The following is a 15938-nucleotide window of genomic DNA, read 5'->3' on the forward strand; positions in this document are numbered from 1 at the left end:
CACTATGGCACGAACGTGACGGGGATCGCAATCAGTCCTCGGCGGGTGCCGGGATCAGCAGCGCGAACAGCAGCGTCGACAACATCTCGACGAGGGCCCGCACCGGCGGCCGCTGCTCGTCCATGCTCCAGTGATGGGCCGCGCCATTCAGCGCGCCGATGAATCCGGCCATGGCCGTGGGCCAGCCGCAGGCCGGGGTGTGCACCTCGGGCAGGTTCGCAGCGATTGCCTCGATGGTTCGCGCCCACTCGTCGCGCACCCCGAGCCGGTGCTGCTCGACTCGGTCGCTGACTCCGACCACTTCCACGTAGGCGACCTTGGCTCGGCGGATATCGCTGACCATCGCCGCCAGGTAGGCGGTCAGCCCCGCCGATACCAGCTCCCGAGCCGAGCCGCCGGACGTCTCCGCCGCGGCCGTCGCGACTGCCGCGCGGGCGGCCTGTTGCGCCGCGTCGTAGGCGGCCATCAGCAGGTCTTCGCGGCTGGCGTACTCCTCGTAGAACTGCCGCCGCGACAGGCCCGCCGCCGAACAGATCTCTGTCACAGAACTTTTCGCATAGGACTTGCCGGCGAACACGGTGAGCGCCGCCTCGATGAACAACGCCCGGCGCTCCGCACGTCGCTCGAGGACCGACTGTCCGGAATAGCTGTGCCTGGTCTGTGACGTACCCATCGCCGCACAGCGTAATGCGGAGCGTGGGTCGGACGGCGGCCACGGCGCACTGGGTGGGGATAGGTGGGCGGGCGGTTTGTTCGGGGTCGCGAGTGCGTTCGGTTCTTAGGATCGGGCTCGCTCTGTTGGAAAACACCCCACAAATAGGAGAGTCGATGCGAAGAATCTCGCTAGTGATCGTGGCCGCGGCCGCCATCGGCGTAGCTCTGCAGGGGCCCGCTCTCGCGGCGGCCGATACGGGAACGACCGCGGTCACGGCGCCGCGGGTGACGGCTCAGGATCCGGAGGGCGAGCCGCAGCAGGAAGGCGGGGCGAAGGCTGAGGAGAAGGCCGACGATCAGGGTGCGAGCGAGTCCAAGGGTGGACTCTCGACCAGGATGTCGGATCTCATCCAAACGGTCGATGAGCTGGAAAAGCGACTCGGGGAACTCGAATCCAAGCTTAAGTAGCGGCTGCCGGGCTGCCGCCCGGGATGGTTTCCATCCCGGGCGGCAGTCGGTCTAGAGGCAGGGCGCCGCACCGGCGGCGGCGTCGGCGAAGTCGCGGGTCTCGGGGGTGGGGTTCCAGAGACCGTCGGTCTTGGCGTACTTCCAGCTCGGGCCGTTTGCCACGAGGGTGGCCACGGCCTGGACGAGCCGGTCGACGTCGGCGGAGTTGGACCCGAGCCCGATGCTGGCGCGCAGCGCGCCGTCGAGGCCGAGGCGGGCGAGGAGGGGGTGGGCGCAGAATCGGCCGTCGCGGATGCCGATGCCGTGCTCGGCGGAGAGGTAGGCGGCGACCTCGCCGGGTGCGAAGCCGTTCAGGGTGAACGCGACGATGCCGACGACGTCGGGGCTGTCGGACCAGAGGCGCAGCTGGGTGACGCCGGGGATGGCGGACAGGCCCGCGCGGAGGCGGTCGGCGAGTTCGCGTTCGTGGGAGATCAGGGTGGCGGGGTCGATCTGACACAGGGCGTCACAGGCGGCGGCGAGGGCGGCGGCGCCGAGGACGTTCGGCGAGCCGGCTTCGTGGCGCTGCGGGGCGGGAGCCCACTGGGCGCCGGTGGTGGTGACCTCGCGAACGGCGCCGCCACCGGCCAGGTACGGCTCGGCCTGATCGAGCCAGTCGCGGCGGCCGACGAGGACGCCCGAGCCGAACGGTGCGTAGAGCTTGTGGCCGGAGAATGCCAGGTAGTCGATCCCGCTGGCGCGCAGGCTGATTCGGCGGTGCGGGGCCAGCTGGGCGGCATCGACGAGGATGCGGGCGCCGCACTGGTGGGCGATCTGGGCGAGGCGCTCCAGCGGCAGCACTTCGCCGGTGACGTTGGAGGCGCCGGTGACGGCCAGCAGGGCGGCGGGCTTGCTGCACAGTTCCGCGACGAGTAGCCGGATGGTCTCCTCGATGGTGTCGGCGGCGCGGACGACGCGGCGGCCGTGCTTGGTCCAGGGGAGGAAGTTGGCGTGGTGCTCGATGTCGAGGACCACGGTGTCGCCGGGGACGCAGGCGGCGAGCAGGTTCAGCGAGTCGGTGGTGTTGCGGGTGAAGACGACGACCTGGTCGTCGGCGGCGTCGAGGAAACGGGCGACCGAACCGCGGGCGGCTTCGTAGCACTCGGTGGAGATGCGCGAGGCGTAGCCGGCGCCGCGGTGCACGCTGGCGTAGAACGGCAGCAGCTGCTGCACCCGGTCGGTGACCTGGGCCAATGCCGGGGCGCTGGCGGCGTAGTCGAAGTTGGCGTAGGTGGTGGTTCCGCCCTGCACGAGCGGTACCTGGAGGTCGTCGCCGGATACCCGAGCCAGGGGGGCGCAGGTCTTGGTGGCCACAGCAGTCATCACGTAAATCCCATCGTTCCAGGGACCCGCAATCGAGAGATCGGTCGAGTCCGCGCTTGCCGCGCCCGAATGGGCGTACGGCCGGGTCGTCACCCGGAGCACCCCACCGCGGAGGAGGGTTGCCGACCAGCTAGCCGGGGCTTAGCGCTGGTACTCATGACCTGAACCGAGATTGGCAGACGGACCGGCGTGCTGTCAACCGCCTTGTCCGCAGGCTCCATGGGTGAATGAAAATGCAGTCCTAGGAATAATCTTGCATTCTCGGTGCGGATGCGGTCCCATGGAGGGGTGACACTTTCGCTGCTGCTCAGCTTCGTCGGACTCTGCGTCTTGCTCTCGCTCACGCCCGGCCCGGATACGTTCCTGGTGCTGCGCTACTCGATCGCGGATGCCCGACCGGGGATCGCGGCGGCCGTCGGTTCGGCGCTGGGCGGCATGGTGTGGGCGCTGGTGGTCGCCGCGGGCGTCGCCGCGCTGCTCGAACAGTCCGCGACGGCCTACCGGTTGCTGAAACTGATCGGCGGAATGTACTTGCTGTACTTGGGAATTCGCGCGCTGATCGACCTGCGCAAGCAGCGGAAGGCAGGCAACGAGACGGCGTCGGCGCAAGGGCGCGCGGCCGCACCCGCGTCGATTCGCTCAGCGTTCACTGCGGGCGTCATCTCATGCTTGTTCAACCCGAAGGTCGGCTTGTTCTACCTGGCGGTGCTGCCCCAGTTCCTCTCCGAGGTGACCTTCGTCAACACCCTCGCGCTCGGTGCCATCGAATCCGCCATTGCCGCAATCGAAATGGTGCTGGTCGCGGTGCTCGCCTCGCGGGCCGTCACCTTGCTGCGCAAGCCTGCCGTGCGCGACCGCCTGGAGCAGGCCTCCGCCGGCATCCTCGCCGCCCTCGGTATCGGCACTGTGGCCTCGGCCGCATAGGACCCCGCCGACGCGAAATCCGGCGTTACCGGAGGTACCGTGGACAGTTGGTTACCCGTGGTGTTTGCCCTTTGGTAACCCTGGTCGTGCAAGATTTCCGCCGTCTGCGCTAGGTAGGTCTATGAGAGGTGGGCAGGACGCATGCTCCAGCCGGAGGTCGATGCCGTAGCGGGCGGGGACGCGCTATCGAATCCGTTGCTGCGTGGCACTCTTGCCCCGCCTGCGAGGACCCTGGCCGACATCTTGGCCGCGACCGCCGACACCTATCCCGACGCTCCCGCTATCGATGACGGTACGACCGTCCTCGGGTATGCCGAACTGCTCGCCGAGGTCGACACCGTGGTCGGGCGATTGGCTGCGGCGGGTGTGCGGGCCGGGGACCGGGTCGGGGTGCGGATGCCGTCCGGCTCCAGCGACCTGTATGTCGCGATCCTGGCGGTATTGCATGCGGGCGCGGCCTATGTGCCGGTCGATGCCGACGATCCCGACGAGCGCGCGCGGCTGGTCTTCGGTGAAGCGCGCGTCAGTGCGATCGTGACCGGTGCGGGCATCGAAAGCACCGGGGTCGAAACTGCCACGACGGCACGGGAATCCACCGAGTTGCCGACGCCGGCGGACGACGCGTGGATAATCTTCACCTCCGGTTCGACCGGAACGCCGAAAGGTGTTGCGGTCACCCATCGCAACGCCGCCGCGTTCGTCGACGCCGAGGCCCGGCTGTTCTTGCAGGACGCCCCGATCGGGCCCGATGACCGGGTGCTGGCGGGTCTTTCGGTCGCGTTCGACGCCTCCTGCGAGGAGATGTGGCTGGCCTGGCGGCACGGTGCGTGCCTGGTGCCCGCGCCGCGCGCGCTGGTGCGGACCGGCGCGGACCTGGGTCCGTGGCTGGTGCGCCGCGAGATCAGCATCGTCTCCACCGTGCCGACGCTGGCCGCGACCTGGCCCGCGGAGGCGCTGGACTCGGTCCGGCTGCTCATCTTCGGTGGCGAGGCGGTGCCACCGGAACTCGCGGAAAAGCTCGCGGGCAATGGCAATTCGGAGACCGTCCGGGAGGTATGGAACACCTACGGGCCCACCGAGGCGACCGTGGTCGCGTGTGCCGCACTGCTCAACGGCAAGTGGCCGGTTCGGATCGGTTTGCCACTCGATGGCTGGGATCTCACCGTCGTCGATGCCGAGGGAAATCCGGTGGGGGAGGGGGAATCCGGCGAACTGGTCATCGGCGGCGTCGGCTTGGCCCGGTACCTCGACCCGGCCAAGGACGCCGAGAAGTACGCGCCACTCGCGTCGGTCGGCTGGGAACGCGCTTACCGCAGTGGCGATTTGGTGCGCAATGACCGGGAGGGCCTGGTCTTCCTCGGCCGGGCCGACGATCAGATCAAACTGGGTGGCCGCCGGATCGAACTCGGTGAAATCGACAACGCCTTGCAGCATCTGCCCGGAGTCACCGGCGCGGCAGCGGCGATCCGAACCACCAAGGCGGGCAACAAGATTCTGGTTGGTTACCTGACCGGCCCGGATGACGGCTTCGACGCGGCCCGTGCCAGGGCCATTCTCGCCGAACAGCTTCCGGCTCCGCTGGTGCCCCGTCTGGCCGTGGTTGCCGAACTGCCCACCCGCACCTCCGGCAAGGTCGACCGGAATGCGCTGCCCTGGCCGCTACCCAAGAACAAAGACCCCGATGCCGACACCGTGCTGTCGTCGACCGCGCAATGGGTTGCGGGACTCTGGGATTCGATTCTCGGCGCGGAGGCCACCGGGCCCGATACCGACTTCTTCGACCTCGGCGGCGGTTCGCTGGCGGCCGCGCAGCTGGTTGCCGCACTGCGTGAGCGCTACCCCCATGTCGCGGTCGCCGATCTCTACGACCATCCGCGCCTCGGCGCGCTGGCCGACTTCCTCGATGCCAGCGCCCCGGTCGAGGCCGTCGACGAGCGCGTCGTGCGCCCGACCCCGCTGAGCGCTCAGCTGTTCCAGGTCCTCGCGACCATCCCGCTGACCACATTGACCGGCTTGCAGTGGCTGACCTGGCTGGGGATCGTCGGCAATATCGCCGCCCGATCCGGTGCGCTGCCGTGGCTGCCGCATCTCTCCTGGTGGTGGGCGCTGGTGGCGTTCCTGCTGTTCATTTCCCCGCCCGGACGGATGCTGCTGTGCGTCATCGGGTCCCGCGTGCTGCTGCGCGGTGTCGAGCCCGGCAGCTATTCGCGCGGCGGCTGGGTGCATCTGCGCCTGTGGACCGCTGTGCGGCTCTCCGAGGCCAGCGGTGCGGAGAACCTCTCGGGCGCACCGTGGATGGTGCCGTTCGCGCGATCGCTCGGCGCGAAGATCGGCCAGGGCGTGGACCTGCATACCCTGCCGCCGGTCACCGGCATGCTCGAACTCGGGGACGGCTGCAGCATCGAACCCGAGGTCGATCTGTCCGGGTATTGGCTCGACGGCGACCTGGTGCACATCGGCCCGATCACCATCGGGCCCGGCGCTGTCGTCGGCGCGCGATCGATCCTGCTGCCCGGCACCAAGATCGGCAAGAACGCCGAGATCGCACCCGGATCCGCGGTATCGGGAAAGGTCAAGGCGGAGCAGGAGTGGGGTGGCTCGCCCGCGGTGAAAGTAGGTAAGGCGCAACACCGCTGGCCCGACACCACACCGCCGCGCGCCGCGCACTGGGTGCTGATCTTCGGCATCACCTCGATGGTGCTGGCGGCTGTGCCGATCATCGGACTCGGTACCGGTGGTGTCTTCATCGCTTGGTGGGTGCGCGATACCCCCACGCTCACTGCCGGACTCGCGCGCGCCTTCGCGATCCTGCCCGTCGCCGTGCTGCTCAGTCTCGGGGTCTATGCCGCAGTCACGATCCTCGCGGTGCGGCTGTTCAGCATCGGCCTGAAGGAGGGCTATCACCCGGTCCGCAGCCGCGTCGGGTGGCAGGTCTGGTCCACCGAGCGGTTGCTGGACTCGGCCCGCACTTTCCTGTTTCCGCTCTACGCCAGCCTGCTCACCCCGATCTGGCTGCGGCTGCTCGGGGCCAAGATCGGCAAGCGGGTGGAAGCGTCGACCGTGCTGCTGTTGCCGAAGTTCACCACCGTCGCCGACGGCGCCTTCCTGGCCGACGACACCATGATCGCCAGCTACGAACTCGGCGGCGGCTGGCTGCGGATCGGGGAGGCGAAGGTCGGCAAGCGGGCGTTCCTCGGCAATTCCGGGATGACCGCGCCGGGCCGCCGGGTGCCGAAAAATGGCTTGGTGGCTGTACTTTCGGCCGCGCCGTCGAAGGCGAAAGCCGGTTCCTCGTGGCTGGGTAGCCCGCCCGTCCGGCTGCGCCGCGCATCGGAAAGCGCCAGCACCGAGCGCACTTTCGACCCGCCCGCCCGCTTGCGCATAGCCCGCGGCATCGTCGAAACCTGCAGGCTGATCCCGGTATTCGTCACCTTCGCGATCGGCCTCGGCGTGATCTTCACGCTGGCCTGGCTGGCGCAGACCTTCGGCCACCTGATCGCGGCCCTGCTCAGCGGCGGGGTGCTGCTGCTTGCCGGTGCGGTCGCCTGCGCCAGCGCGGTGGCCGCGAAATGGCTTCTGGTGGGCCGAATCCGGGCCGGGGAGCATCCGCTCTGGAGTTCGTTCGTGTGGCGCAACGAGGTGGCCGACACCTTCGTCGAGACCGTTGCCGCGCCCTGGTTCGCCCGCGCCGCGACCGGCACGCCCGTACTCAATTTGTGGCTGCGGGGGCTCGGCGCACAGATCGGCCGCGGGGTATGGTGCGAGTCCTACTGGCTACCGGAGGCTGACCTGGTGACTCTCGGCGACGGCGCGACCGTGGAACGCGGTTGTGTGGTGCAAACCCACCTGTTCCACGACCGCATCATGGCGATGGACACCGTCACCCTCGAGCCCGGCGCCACCCTCGGCCCGCACTGCGTCGCGTTGCCCGCCTCGCGCATCGGCGCGGGCGCCACCATCGGGCCCGCCTCGCTGGTGATGCGCGGTGATTCGGTGCCGCCGTCGAGCCGGTGGTGGGGCAACCCGATCGCTCCGTGGTCCGGTGACCGCTGATGGCGGCGAAGTTCTACGAGCCGCCGATCGATGAATACCTGCCGCAGAACGGCAACCGCGGCTACCGCGTCTCGCGCTACGAGCTGGACCTGGTCTACAAGGTCGCCAGCAATCGGCTGACCGGGCGCGCCGATATCACCGCCGTCACCACCGCCGCCCGGGATCGGTTCGCACTGGATCTGTCCCAATCGCTCACTGTCACCAAGGTTTCCATCAACGGCGCGAAGGTCGCGAAGTACGCGCACCAGAACGGCAAACTGGTGATCACGCCGACGCAGAAGATCCCGGCGGGCGGCGCACTGGTGCTGGCCGTGCAGTACGCGGGTGTGCCGAAACCGGTGCGCGGCCCGTGGGGTGAGGTCGGCTGGGAGGAACTGACCGAGGGCGCGCTGGTGGCCAGCCAGCCCAACGGCGCCGCCTCCTGGTTTCCCTGCGACGATCATCCGAGTTCCAAAGCCAGCTACCGCATTTCGATCACCACCGACAGCCCGTTCTACGCCCTCGCCAACGGCAAGCTGCTGCGCAAGCAGACCAGGGCGAGCCAGACCACCTGGGTGTACGAGCAGACCGAACCGATGGCGACCTATCTGGCGACGATTCAGATCGGGCCGTATCAGCGGTATCGGGTCGGCCCTATGCAGAGCCCGGTACCGATGCACGCGGTGCTGCCGGCCCGGCTGCGCCTGCACTTCGAGCACGACTTCGCGCGCCAGCCCGAGATGATGGAGCTGTTCACCGAACTGTTCGGGCCGTACCCTTTCGAGGCCTACACCGTGCTGGTCTCCGATGACGACCTGGAAATCCCCATTGAGGCGCAAGGGATTTCGGTGTTCGGCGCGAACCACTGCGACGGACGACGCGGGGCCGAGCGCCTGGTGGCGCACGAACTGGCGCACCAGTGGTTCGGCAACAGCCTCACCATCCGGCAGTGGCGCGATATCTGGCTGCACGAGGGGTTCGCCTGCTACGCCGAATGGATCTGGTCGGAGGCCTCCGGCGGCCCCACCGCCGACCAGCAGGCCCGCGCGGCCCGGCACAATCTGGCGCGGCAGCCGCAGGACATCCTCGTCGGCGACCCCGGTCCGCTGCGCATGTTCGACGACCGCGTGTACAAGCGCGGTGCGCTGACCCTGCACGCGCTGCGCCTGGAACTCGGCGATCTCGCGTTCTTCGATCTGCTGCGGGACTGGACCATCCGCTACCAGCACTCCTCGGTCGACACCGAGGAGTTCACGGATCTGGCCGGGCATTACAGCTCGCTGCCGCTACACGCGCTGTGGGACAGCTGGTTGCGTCGCGAGCCACTGCCCGCGCTGCCGCCGCCTACCCGCTAGAAGACCAGGTAGCGCGCGGCCAGCTCTCGGACAATCAGACGGGGGCGAGCCAGGTGCCCCACGGGGTGTTGCGAACTATCGAGAAGATCACGACCAGGATAGCCACGACCACCATCGCGGGCCGGTTGACCTGCGGGAGCGTCAGTCGTTGCCCACGCCAGGCGCGCATGGTCCACATGCCGACAAACCAGGCGAAGGTGAGCAGCAGCGGGATCGCGATCAGATTGCTGTGCAGCGAATCGATGATCCGGCCGTCGGTCAGGTTGTGGATCGCGCGCATGCCGCCGCAGCCGGGGCAGTAGATCCCGGTGAGCGCGTAGACGGGGCAGAGCCCGTAGGACCCCTCCACGTGCGGATCCCGGAAGTGCAGCAGCGCAACGGCTCCGATACCGGCGGCCGCGGTGACCAGCGGCGCGGGCAGCGCGCGCCAGCCCGAATACTTCGCCGGGTGCGGGGCCGGTCCGGAGGCGAGGTGCGTGCTGTTCACAAGCAACAACGGTAGCCGCGCCGCCACCCTTGCCGCCATGCGATCCGCTACTCCGGTTGCGCGAACCGCAGGATATTGCCGAACGGATCGGTCAGAGCGAACCCGGGCCCGCCCGGACCGTCTTCCGGGCAGCCAGGTTTGGCGTACCGGTACTCCTTCCGCGCGAGTTCGGCATGGAAGGCATGGATGTCGTCGACCGCGACCCACACCACCGACCCGGGCGTGCCGTCGCCGTGGTGCTCGCTCAGGTGCAGCTTCGCCGCGGACCGCGACACCTGGGCGTAGAGCGGGAAATCATCGCCGAACCGGTGCTCCCAATCGACGGTGAAGCCGAGATAGTCGCGGTAGAACTCGTAGGCCTTGGCCACCTCGAACATCCGCAGGACGGGTATCGGGGCCGCGAGGCCGATCTGCTCGGTCGCCATGCCGCGATCATGCCAGCGCGCACCGACAACCTCCGGAACATCTGGCGCTCCGGCATTTTCGGGCTCCAACGCATTTGTTCGCCGGACCGATTTTCGGGTATCCAACAGTTTGAGCCAGGATTTCCGTCATCGAGTGCTTGCACTAGCTAGCACGCAGCTTGCACTGTAGTGTGGCGGCAGACACAAAGGAGTGCTCGAATGCTGGTCACGTCGATGAAGACGCTGGCAGGGGTCCGCGGCGCCGAGCCGCTAACCGCCGCCTACCGTGCGAGTTTGCGGTCTCGCACCTTTGCCACCGCGGCTTTGAACAAGCCCGCCACCCCGCCCCAGATCATCCCGGTGACCACCGTGGACGGAGCCCGGCTCCGGGTGCACGCCTACGGCCCCGCGGACGGCGACGTGATCGTCCTGATCCACGGCTGGAGCTGCAGCATCGAGTACTGGAACCCGCAGATCAACGCGCTCGCCGACCGGTATCGGGTGGTCTGTTACGACCAGCGCGGCCACGGTGCGAGCGACCTCGGCCGCCGCACCCCGAGTGCCGACACTCTCGCCGACGACCTCAGCACCGTCCTCGACGCGACCCTGCCGCGCGGCCGCCGCGCCGTGCTCGCCGGGCACAGCATGGGCGGAATCACCTTGCAGGCGTGGGCCGCTCGCTATCCGGAGCAGGTACGCGAGCGCGCTGCCGCGGTGTTGCTGGTGAACACGGCGGCGGGCGGCATCCGGTACGAGACCGATCTCCTACCCCTGTTCAACAAGCCGCTGTCGGTGGCGAAGCGCCCGGTCACGTTGTTCGGCGCGGGCGTTCGCATGCCGATCATGCTGGCTGAGACAGTGCTTTCCGCGCCGGTGCCACTACCCGGGCTGTGGCCGGTCAACCTGATCTTCAAGAACCGGGTGATGGCCGCGACCGCCACCGCCGACGAGGTGAACTTCTCCTTCGGTGTCGTGCGCTCCTGCCGGCCGCTGGCCCGTGGCCTGCATGCCGCCGCACTCGCCGAAATGGACCTCGGCGCCGCCGCCGAGAATCTGACCGTGCCCACCACCGTGATCGCGGGCGCGCACGACAAACTGCTGCCGGAACGGATGAGCCGCCCGATCGTCGAGGCGCTGCGCGGTGTCGGCAGCCTGGTCGACTACCACGTCTGGCCGACCGGCCACCTCGGCAATGTCGAGGCCGCCGACCGGTTCAACGCCGAATTGGTCTCGCTCGTCGAGCGCACACGCCAGCGGACCGCTACCGCGGTCTGAGTTCGTTTCTCCTGGGGCGGTCAACGACGCCCGGCCCAGAAGTAACGCCACAGGAAAGCCCCGTAGCTCCTAGTGGAGTTGCGGGGCTTTCCTTGCTGGGCAGGGGGTTACGCGGAGACGATGCCGCTGTATTCGTTCCAGGACCGGCCCTTGGATTTGCAGCCGAAGCTGCCGTGGAAACCGACTTCACAACGTGCGCCCGCGAACTCGACGTAGGGACCCCACGCGCCGTCGCCGGTCTTGACGTCGTAGATGCTCGGGTTCCCGCCGGGCAGGGTGCGCGAGCCGGGGCTGAAGGTCGGGTGGGCGGGCAGCCACGGCTGGTCGATGACGATGTCGTTCACCGGAATCAGGACCGGGAAGAAGGTGTACTGCAGCCGGGCGGGGTCGGCGCCGAAGTCGCAACCCACGGTGCCGTCGGGCGCGATCGCGCAGTTGCGGCTGCCGACACTGAAGTAGACGGTGTCCGCGGCGTGGGCCGGCGCCGTCAGGACGACCGGAGCCAGCGCGACAGCGGCTACTCCGGCAAGGGCTGTGATGGTCCGTTTCATGAAAACTCCCTCGGTGAGATGGGTCCCCCCGCGGACAAACTGTGCTGTCTGTCGAGTCTCCCGAAGTATTCGTTTCAAACGGAATGACCAGATGGGACCTCAGTGGTCCAGTTCGGTCGGGCGATGGTAGCGGCCGTTGTAGTAGAGAAGCGGTGCGGCGGAGGGCTTTTCGTCGGTCTGATCGTGCACGCGGGTGACCAGCGCGACGACGAAGGTGTGGTCGCCGATCGGAATCAGCTGCTGGACAGTAGCTCTGAACCAGATCGGAGTGCCGTGCAGCACCGGCTCGCCGGTCGGCAGCGTGGTCCACAGCGAGTGATCGGTGAACCGCTGCTCGGCGCTGCGCGAGAACCGCTGCGCCAAGTGCTGCTGGTGTTCGCCGAGGATGTGCACGACCACCGATTCGGCGTTCAGCATGGCCTGGATGCTGGACGAGGTGTGCGCGATGTTGAACGAGATCAGCGGCGGTTCCAGCGACAGCGACGCGAACGAGGTGGCGGTGAAGCCGACCGGGCCGCTGGGGGAGTTGAGCGTGACGACGGTGACGCCGGCCGGATAGTGGCGCATGGAGGCGCGGTACAGCTCGGCGGTGATGCCGCTCAGGTCATCCGGGATCTCGATGCCGGTCTCGGGCGGTAGTGCTTCGGTCACACGACGAAACTACGCCCAGATCGTCCGGGTTCGCGTGGGCGTGCCCGATCGTGGCTCCGCGACAACCCTGATGAGCTGTGGGTTCAGGGCAAGAAGTGATTCGATCCACGCCGAATCGAACTAGCTGCGGTACTCCGGAAACCCGTCGCTGGGCCCGAGCATGGCGTCGATCCGGTCCCGGGTGACCCGGGCCAGCTCGCCCACCGTCCGCCCGGTCAGCGGCTCGTGCACCACCGCGTCGAGCGCCCGATCCAGATCGGATTGGGACAGGGCGAGTACCTCGACATCCGCCATGGCCAGCAGCGCGTCCCGATCCGGGAAGGGCCGGGCGTCGGCGAGCCGGGCGGCCCAGGTGACATTGGCGCAGCATTCGAACAGGGCGTGCACGGCGCGACCGCGAGTCAGGGTGTTGAAGCGGTCGAGTCCGATTCCTTGATGCATCAGCATGATGGCCTCCGACCCGTGGTGCAGGTTGCTGATGTGCCAATGATCCGCCGCTCCGCCTGCCCGATACCAGCCGTATGGCAGCGATTTAGCGCAGGTTTTACACCGCGCGGACGGCATAGGGGCTGCGCAGTACGCTGTACAAATGACTGACTGGAAGGCCTTCACCGTCGAGACCAAGGACCACGTCGCGCAGGTGACGCTGACCGGTCCCGGCAAGGGCAATGCCATGGGCCCGGATTTCTGGCGCGAACTCCCGCTCATCTTCATCGAACTGGACGCCGACCCCGAGGTGCGCGCCATCGTGCTCACCGGTTCGGGCAAGCATTTCTCCTACGGCCTGGATCTGCCCGCCATGGCCGGCACCTTCGGCCCGCTGCTCGCCGAGAAGGCGCTCGCCGCGCCGCGCACCGATTTCCTCAAGGAGATCCGCAGCATGCAGGCCTCGGTGACCGCGGTCGCCGACTGCGGTAAGCCGATCATCGCCGCGGTCTCCGGCTGGTGCATCGGCGGCGGCCTGGACCTGATCGCGGCCGTCGACATCCGCTACGCCAGCGCCGAGGCCAAGTTCAGCCTGCGTGAGGCGAAGGTCGCCATCGTCGCCGATATCGGTTCGCTGCACCGGCTTCCGGGCATCATCGGCGAGGGCCATCTGCGCGAGCTGGCCTACACCGGCAAGGACATCGACGCCGCGCGCGCCGAGAAGATCGGCCTGATCAACGACGTGTTCGACGATCAGGAAGCCGCTCTGGACGCCGCGCACGCCACCGCGCGCGAGATCGCCGCGAACCCGCCGCTGGTGGTGCAGGGTGTGAAGGATGTGCTGGACCAGCGCGACAAGTCCGCCGTCGCCGAGGGCCTGCGTTATGTCTCGGCGTGGAACGCGGCATTCCTGCCGTCGGAGGACCTCACCGAGGCGATCCAGGCGGTCTTCGAGAAGCGGGAGCCGCAGTTCAAGGGGCGGTAAAGCCCAGGAAATCGTTTGCCCTTTCCTTTCGCCATGCGTACTACTTGTATCAAGCAACTAATTGATTGATGCAAGTAAAGGTGGTCCGGTGGACCTTGACGGACAGGCAGTCGACACGATCGCGGTGCAGCTCACCCGGCTGCAGCGCCTGCGCGAGCGCACCGCGGTCCAGGTCCGCAACACCTCCGGGGTAGATCCGGCGGCCTTCGCGATCCTGTTCCGGCTGCTGTGCGACGGCCCGATGCGGTCGGGCGCGCTGGCCGACGCGCTGTACTCCGACGCCTCGACGATCAGTCGTCAAGTGGCGCAGCTGGTGGAACGCCAATTGCTGCGGCGCACCGCCGATCCGGCCGACGGCCGGGCCTCGGTGCTCGTGGTCACCGACCGGGGGCGCGAGGTCGCCGAGGAGATCCGGCTGCGCCGCCGAGCCAACCTCACCCGGGTAATGGCCGACTGGTCGCCGGAGCACCGGACGCAGTTCGCGGAGCTGCTGCGGCAGTTCGTCGACGACTTCGACCGGGTCCGGCCCAGCATGGTCGCCACCGCGATCGCCGCACACGCGAACGAGAGTGAAACGGAGCGAGTTTCTTGACCACCACAGCGACCGCGGAACCGCAGTCCGGCTTCAGCCACAGACAAATTCTGACGATCATGAGCGGCCTGATGCTCGGCATGCTCCTGGCCTCCCTGGACCAGACGATCGTCTCCACCGCCATCCGCACCATCGCCGACGACCTGCACGGTTACTCCATGCAGGCGTGGGCCACCACCGCCTACCTGATCACCGCCACCCTGGCGACGCCGCTGTACGGCAAGTTGTCCGACATGTTCGGCCGCAAACCGTTCTTCATGACAGCGATCGTGCTGTTCGTGCTCGGGTCGCTGCTGTGCACCCTGGCGCAATCGATGTACCAGCTGGCGGCGTTCCGCGCCTTCCAGGGCCTCGGCGCGGGCGGCCTGATGTCGCTGGCGCTGGCCATTCTCGGTGACATCGTCAGCCCCCGGGAACGCGCCCGCTACCAGGGCTACTTCCTCGCGGTGTTCGGTACCTCCAGTGTCATCGGCCCGGTGCTGGGCGGCCTGTTCGCCGGGCAGGACACCATCCTCGGTGTCGCCGGCTGGCGCTGGGTGTTCCTGGTGAACGTGCCGCTGGGCCTGCTCGCGCTGGCCGTGGTGTCGAAGGTGCTGAAGCTGCCGAAGAAGCCGCACTCCACCGACCGGGTCGACTGGTGGGGCGTGGTGGTGCTGGCAGTCGGCCTGGTGCCGTTGCTCATCGTGGCCGAGCAGGGTCGCGAATGGGGCTGGGGCAGTCCGGCTTCCATCGCCTGCTACGTGATCGGCGTGGCCGGCATCCTCGGCTTCATCGTGGTGGAGAAGGGGCTCAAGGACACGGCGCTGATCCCGCTGCGGATCTTCGGCAACCGCACCTTCGCGCTCGGCGTGGTCATCTCGTTCGTGGTCGGCTCGGCCATGTTCGGCGGAATCTCACTGCTGCCGCAGTATCTGCAGGTGGTCAAGGGTGCGAGCCCGACCATGGCCGGTCTGCAGATGCTGCCGATGGTGCTCGGCCTGATGACCGGTTCGGTGCTGTCGGGTCAGCTGATCTCGCGGACCGGGCGCTACCGCGTCTTCCCGATCCTCGGCGCCTCCATGCTGACGCTGGGCCTGTTCCTGCTGCACTTTCTCACCGCCGACAGCCCGCTGTGGCTGGCGATGATCTTCATGGCGTGCACCGGCTTCGGGCTCGGCAACCTGATGCAGCCGCTGACCCTGGCGCTGCAGAACGCGTTGCCGCCCAAGGACATGGGCGTGTCCACCGCGTCGGCGACCTTCTTCCGGCAGATCGGCGGCACGCTGGGTGTCGCGGTGTTCCTGTCGATCCTGTTCTCGCAGCTGACGCCGAACATCACCGACCAGATGCAGAGCGCGGCCAAGGATCCGGCCTTCCAGCAGGCCGTGGTGGCCGGGCTGAACAGCAGCAACCCGGCCGATGTGGCGCTGTCGAAAGGACTTGCCGCGCACGATACGTCGGCCGCCGCGGACGTCCTGAAGGACAGTTCGATCATCCAGCAGCTGAGCCCGGAACTGGCCCGGCCCTTCCAGGTCGGCTTCGCCGATTCCATGTCGTCGGTGTTCCTGTCCGCGACCGGTATCGCGCTGATCGGCCTGATCCTGGTGCTGTTCTGGAAGGAGGTGCCGTTGCGGTCCGCGGGTGGCATCCAGGCCGCCGGCGCCGCCAAGAAGGAGCAGGAGTCGCCCTCGGTGCTGGAAACCGAAGTGGCGGTGGTGGATCAGGCCGGTCTGCTGCTCGCCGGTGGTGAGGTGGCGCAGCCGCCGACGCGGGGATCGGGCAAAAACACCTGA

Annotated in this window: 15 protein-coding genes and 1 riboswitch; of the genes, 8 read left to right on the top strand and 7 right to left on the bottom strand. The window is 68.1% G+C overall.

What is annotated here, in order from left to right; genetic code table 11:
• Positions 1–31 precede the first annotated feature (31 nt).
• A complete protein-coding gene (locus tag IBX22_RS19470) occupies positions 32–673 on the bottom strand; it encodes a TetR/AcrR family transcriptional regulator (RefSeq protein ID WP_194816949.1) in 642 nt (213 codons plus the stop codon).
• A 155-nt stretch (positions 674–828) separates the two neighbouring features.
• Here IBX22_RS19470 and IBX22_RS19475 point away from each other — a divergent pair, with 155 nt between their 5' ends.
• Positions 829–1122 (top strand): hypothetical protein, encoded by a 294-nt coding sequence (locus IBX22_RS19475; RefSeq protein ID WP_194816950.1) that lies wholly within the window; start codon positions 829–831, stop codon positions 1120–1122.
• A gap of 51 nt (positions 1123–1173) precedes the next feature.
• On the opposite strand, the gene IBX22_RS19480 is transcribed toward IBX22_RS19475, so the two are convergent.
• Complete coding sequence (locus tag IBX22_RS19480) at positions 1174–2484, bottom strand: aminotransferase class V-fold PLP-dependent enzyme (protein ID WP_194816951.1); 1311 nt, start codon at positions 2482–2484, stop codon at positions 1174–1176.
• A gap of 47 nt (positions 2485–2531) precedes the next feature.
• A riboswitch (SAM riboswitch) is annotated at positions 2532–2646 on the bottom strand.
• 126 nt (positions 2647–2772) lie between these two features.
• Between IBX22_RS19480 and IBX22_RS19485 the strand changes: the two genes are divergently transcribed.
• The 3 genes from IBX22_RS19485 (at position 2773) to IBX22_RS19495 (ending at position 8795) form a co-directional block, all read left to right on the top strand.
• Positions 2773–3408 (top strand): LysE family translocator, encoded by a 636-nt coding sequence (locus IBX22_RS19485; RefSeq protein WP_194816952.1) that lies wholly within the window; start codon positions 2773–2775, stop codon positions 3406–3408.
• A 141-nt stretch (positions 3409–3549) separates the two neighbouring features.
• Positions 3550–7461: a Pls/PosA family non-ribosomal peptide synthetase gene (locus IBX22_RS19490; RefSeq protein WP_194816953.1), complete on the top strand. Its 3912-nt coding sequence runs from the start codon at positions 3550–3552 to the stop codon at positions 7459–7461.
• The gene (locus tag IBX22_RS19495) at positions 7461–8795 is read left to right on the top strand and encodes a M1 family metallopeptidase (RefSeq protein WP_194816954.1); all 1335 of its coding nucleotides are present in this window, start codon (positions 7461–7463) and stop codon (positions 8793–8795) included. Before IBX22_RS19490 ends, IBX22_RS19495 begins: the two co-directional genes overlap by 1 nt.
• Positions 8796–8829: 34 nt before the next feature.
• On the opposite strand, the gene IBX22_RS19500 is transcribed toward IBX22_RS19495, so the two are convergent.
• The gene (locus IBX22_RS19500; protein ID WP_309234689.1) at positions 8830–9282 is read right to left on the bottom strand and encodes a DUF2752 domain-containing protein; all 453 of its coding nucleotides are present in this window, start codon (positions 9280–9282) and stop codon (positions 8830–8832) included.
• A gap of 47 nt (positions 9283–9329) precedes the next feature.
• A complete protein-coding gene (locus IBX22_RS19505) occupies positions 9330–9707 on the bottom strand; it encodes a glyoxalase superfamily protein (protein ID WP_194816956.1) in 378 nt (125 codons plus the stop codon).
• Between the two features lie 198 nt (positions 9708–9905).
• On the opposite strand from IBX22_RS19505, the gene IBX22_RS19510 reads away from it, so the two are divergent.
• The gene (locus IBX22_RS19510; protein ID WP_194816957.1) at positions 9906–10961 is read left to right on the top strand and encodes an alpha/beta fold hydrolase; all 1056 of its coding nucleotides are present in this window, start codon (positions 9906–9908) and stop codon (positions 10959–10961) included.
• A gap of 107 nt (positions 10962–11068) precedes the next feature.
• Here IBX22_RS19510 and IBX22_RS19515 read toward each other — a convergent pair whose 3' ends face one another.
• The 3 genes from IBX22_RS19515 to IBX22_RS19525 form a co-directional block, all read right to left on the bottom strand.
• On the bottom strand, positions 11069–11512 hold the full coding sequence (locus IBX22_RS19515; RefSeq protein ID WP_194816958.1) for a hypothetical protein: 444 nt from the start codon (positions 11510–11512) through the stop codon (positions 11069–11071).
• A 99-nt stretch (positions 11513–11611) separates the two neighbouring features.
• Positions 11612–12163: a flavin reductase family protein gene (locus tag IBX22_RS19520; RefSeq protein ID WP_375540256.1), complete on the bottom strand. Its 552-nt coding sequence runs from the start codon at positions 12161–12163 to the stop codon at positions 11612–11614.
• Positions 12164–12283: 120 nt separating this feature from the next.
• Positions 12284–12610, bottom strand: a complete 327-nt coding sequence (locus IBX22_RS19525) for a 2-oxo-4-hydroxy-4-carboxy-5-ureidoimidazoline decarboxylase (RefSeq protein WP_194816959.1) — start codon at positions 12608–12610, stop codon at positions 12284–12286.
• Positions 12611–12752: 142 nt separating this feature from the next.
• On the opposite strand from IBX22_RS19525, the gene IBX22_RS19530 reads away from it, so the two are divergent.
• The 3 genes from IBX22_RS19530 (at position 12753) to IBX22_RS19540 (ending at position 15938) form a co-directional block, all read left to right on the top strand.
• Positions 12753–13574, top strand: coding sequence for a crotonase/enoyl-CoA hydratase family protein (locus IBX22_RS19530; protein WP_194816960.1), 822 nt, complete (start codon positions 12753–12755; stop codon positions 13572–13574).
• 88 nt (positions 13575–13662) lie between these two features.
• Positions 13663–14166, top strand: a complete 504-nt coding sequence (locus tag IBX22_RS19535; protein WP_194816961.1) for a MarR family transcriptional regulator — start codon at positions 13663–13665, stop codon at positions 14164–14166.
• On the top strand, positions 14163–15938 hold the full coding sequence (locus tag IBX22_RS19540) for an MDR family MFS transporter (protein WP_194816962.1): 1776 nt from the start codon (positions 14163–14165) through the stop codon (positions 15936–15938). The genes IBX22_RS19535 and IBX22_RS19540 overlap by 4 nt, the downstream gene beginning before the upstream one ends.

The organism is Nocardia sp. XZ_19_385, from assembly GCF_015355755.1.
In the GTDB taxonomy this organism is placed as follows: Bacteria; Actinomycetota; Actinomycetes; order Mycobacteriales; family Mycobacteriaceae; genus Nocardia.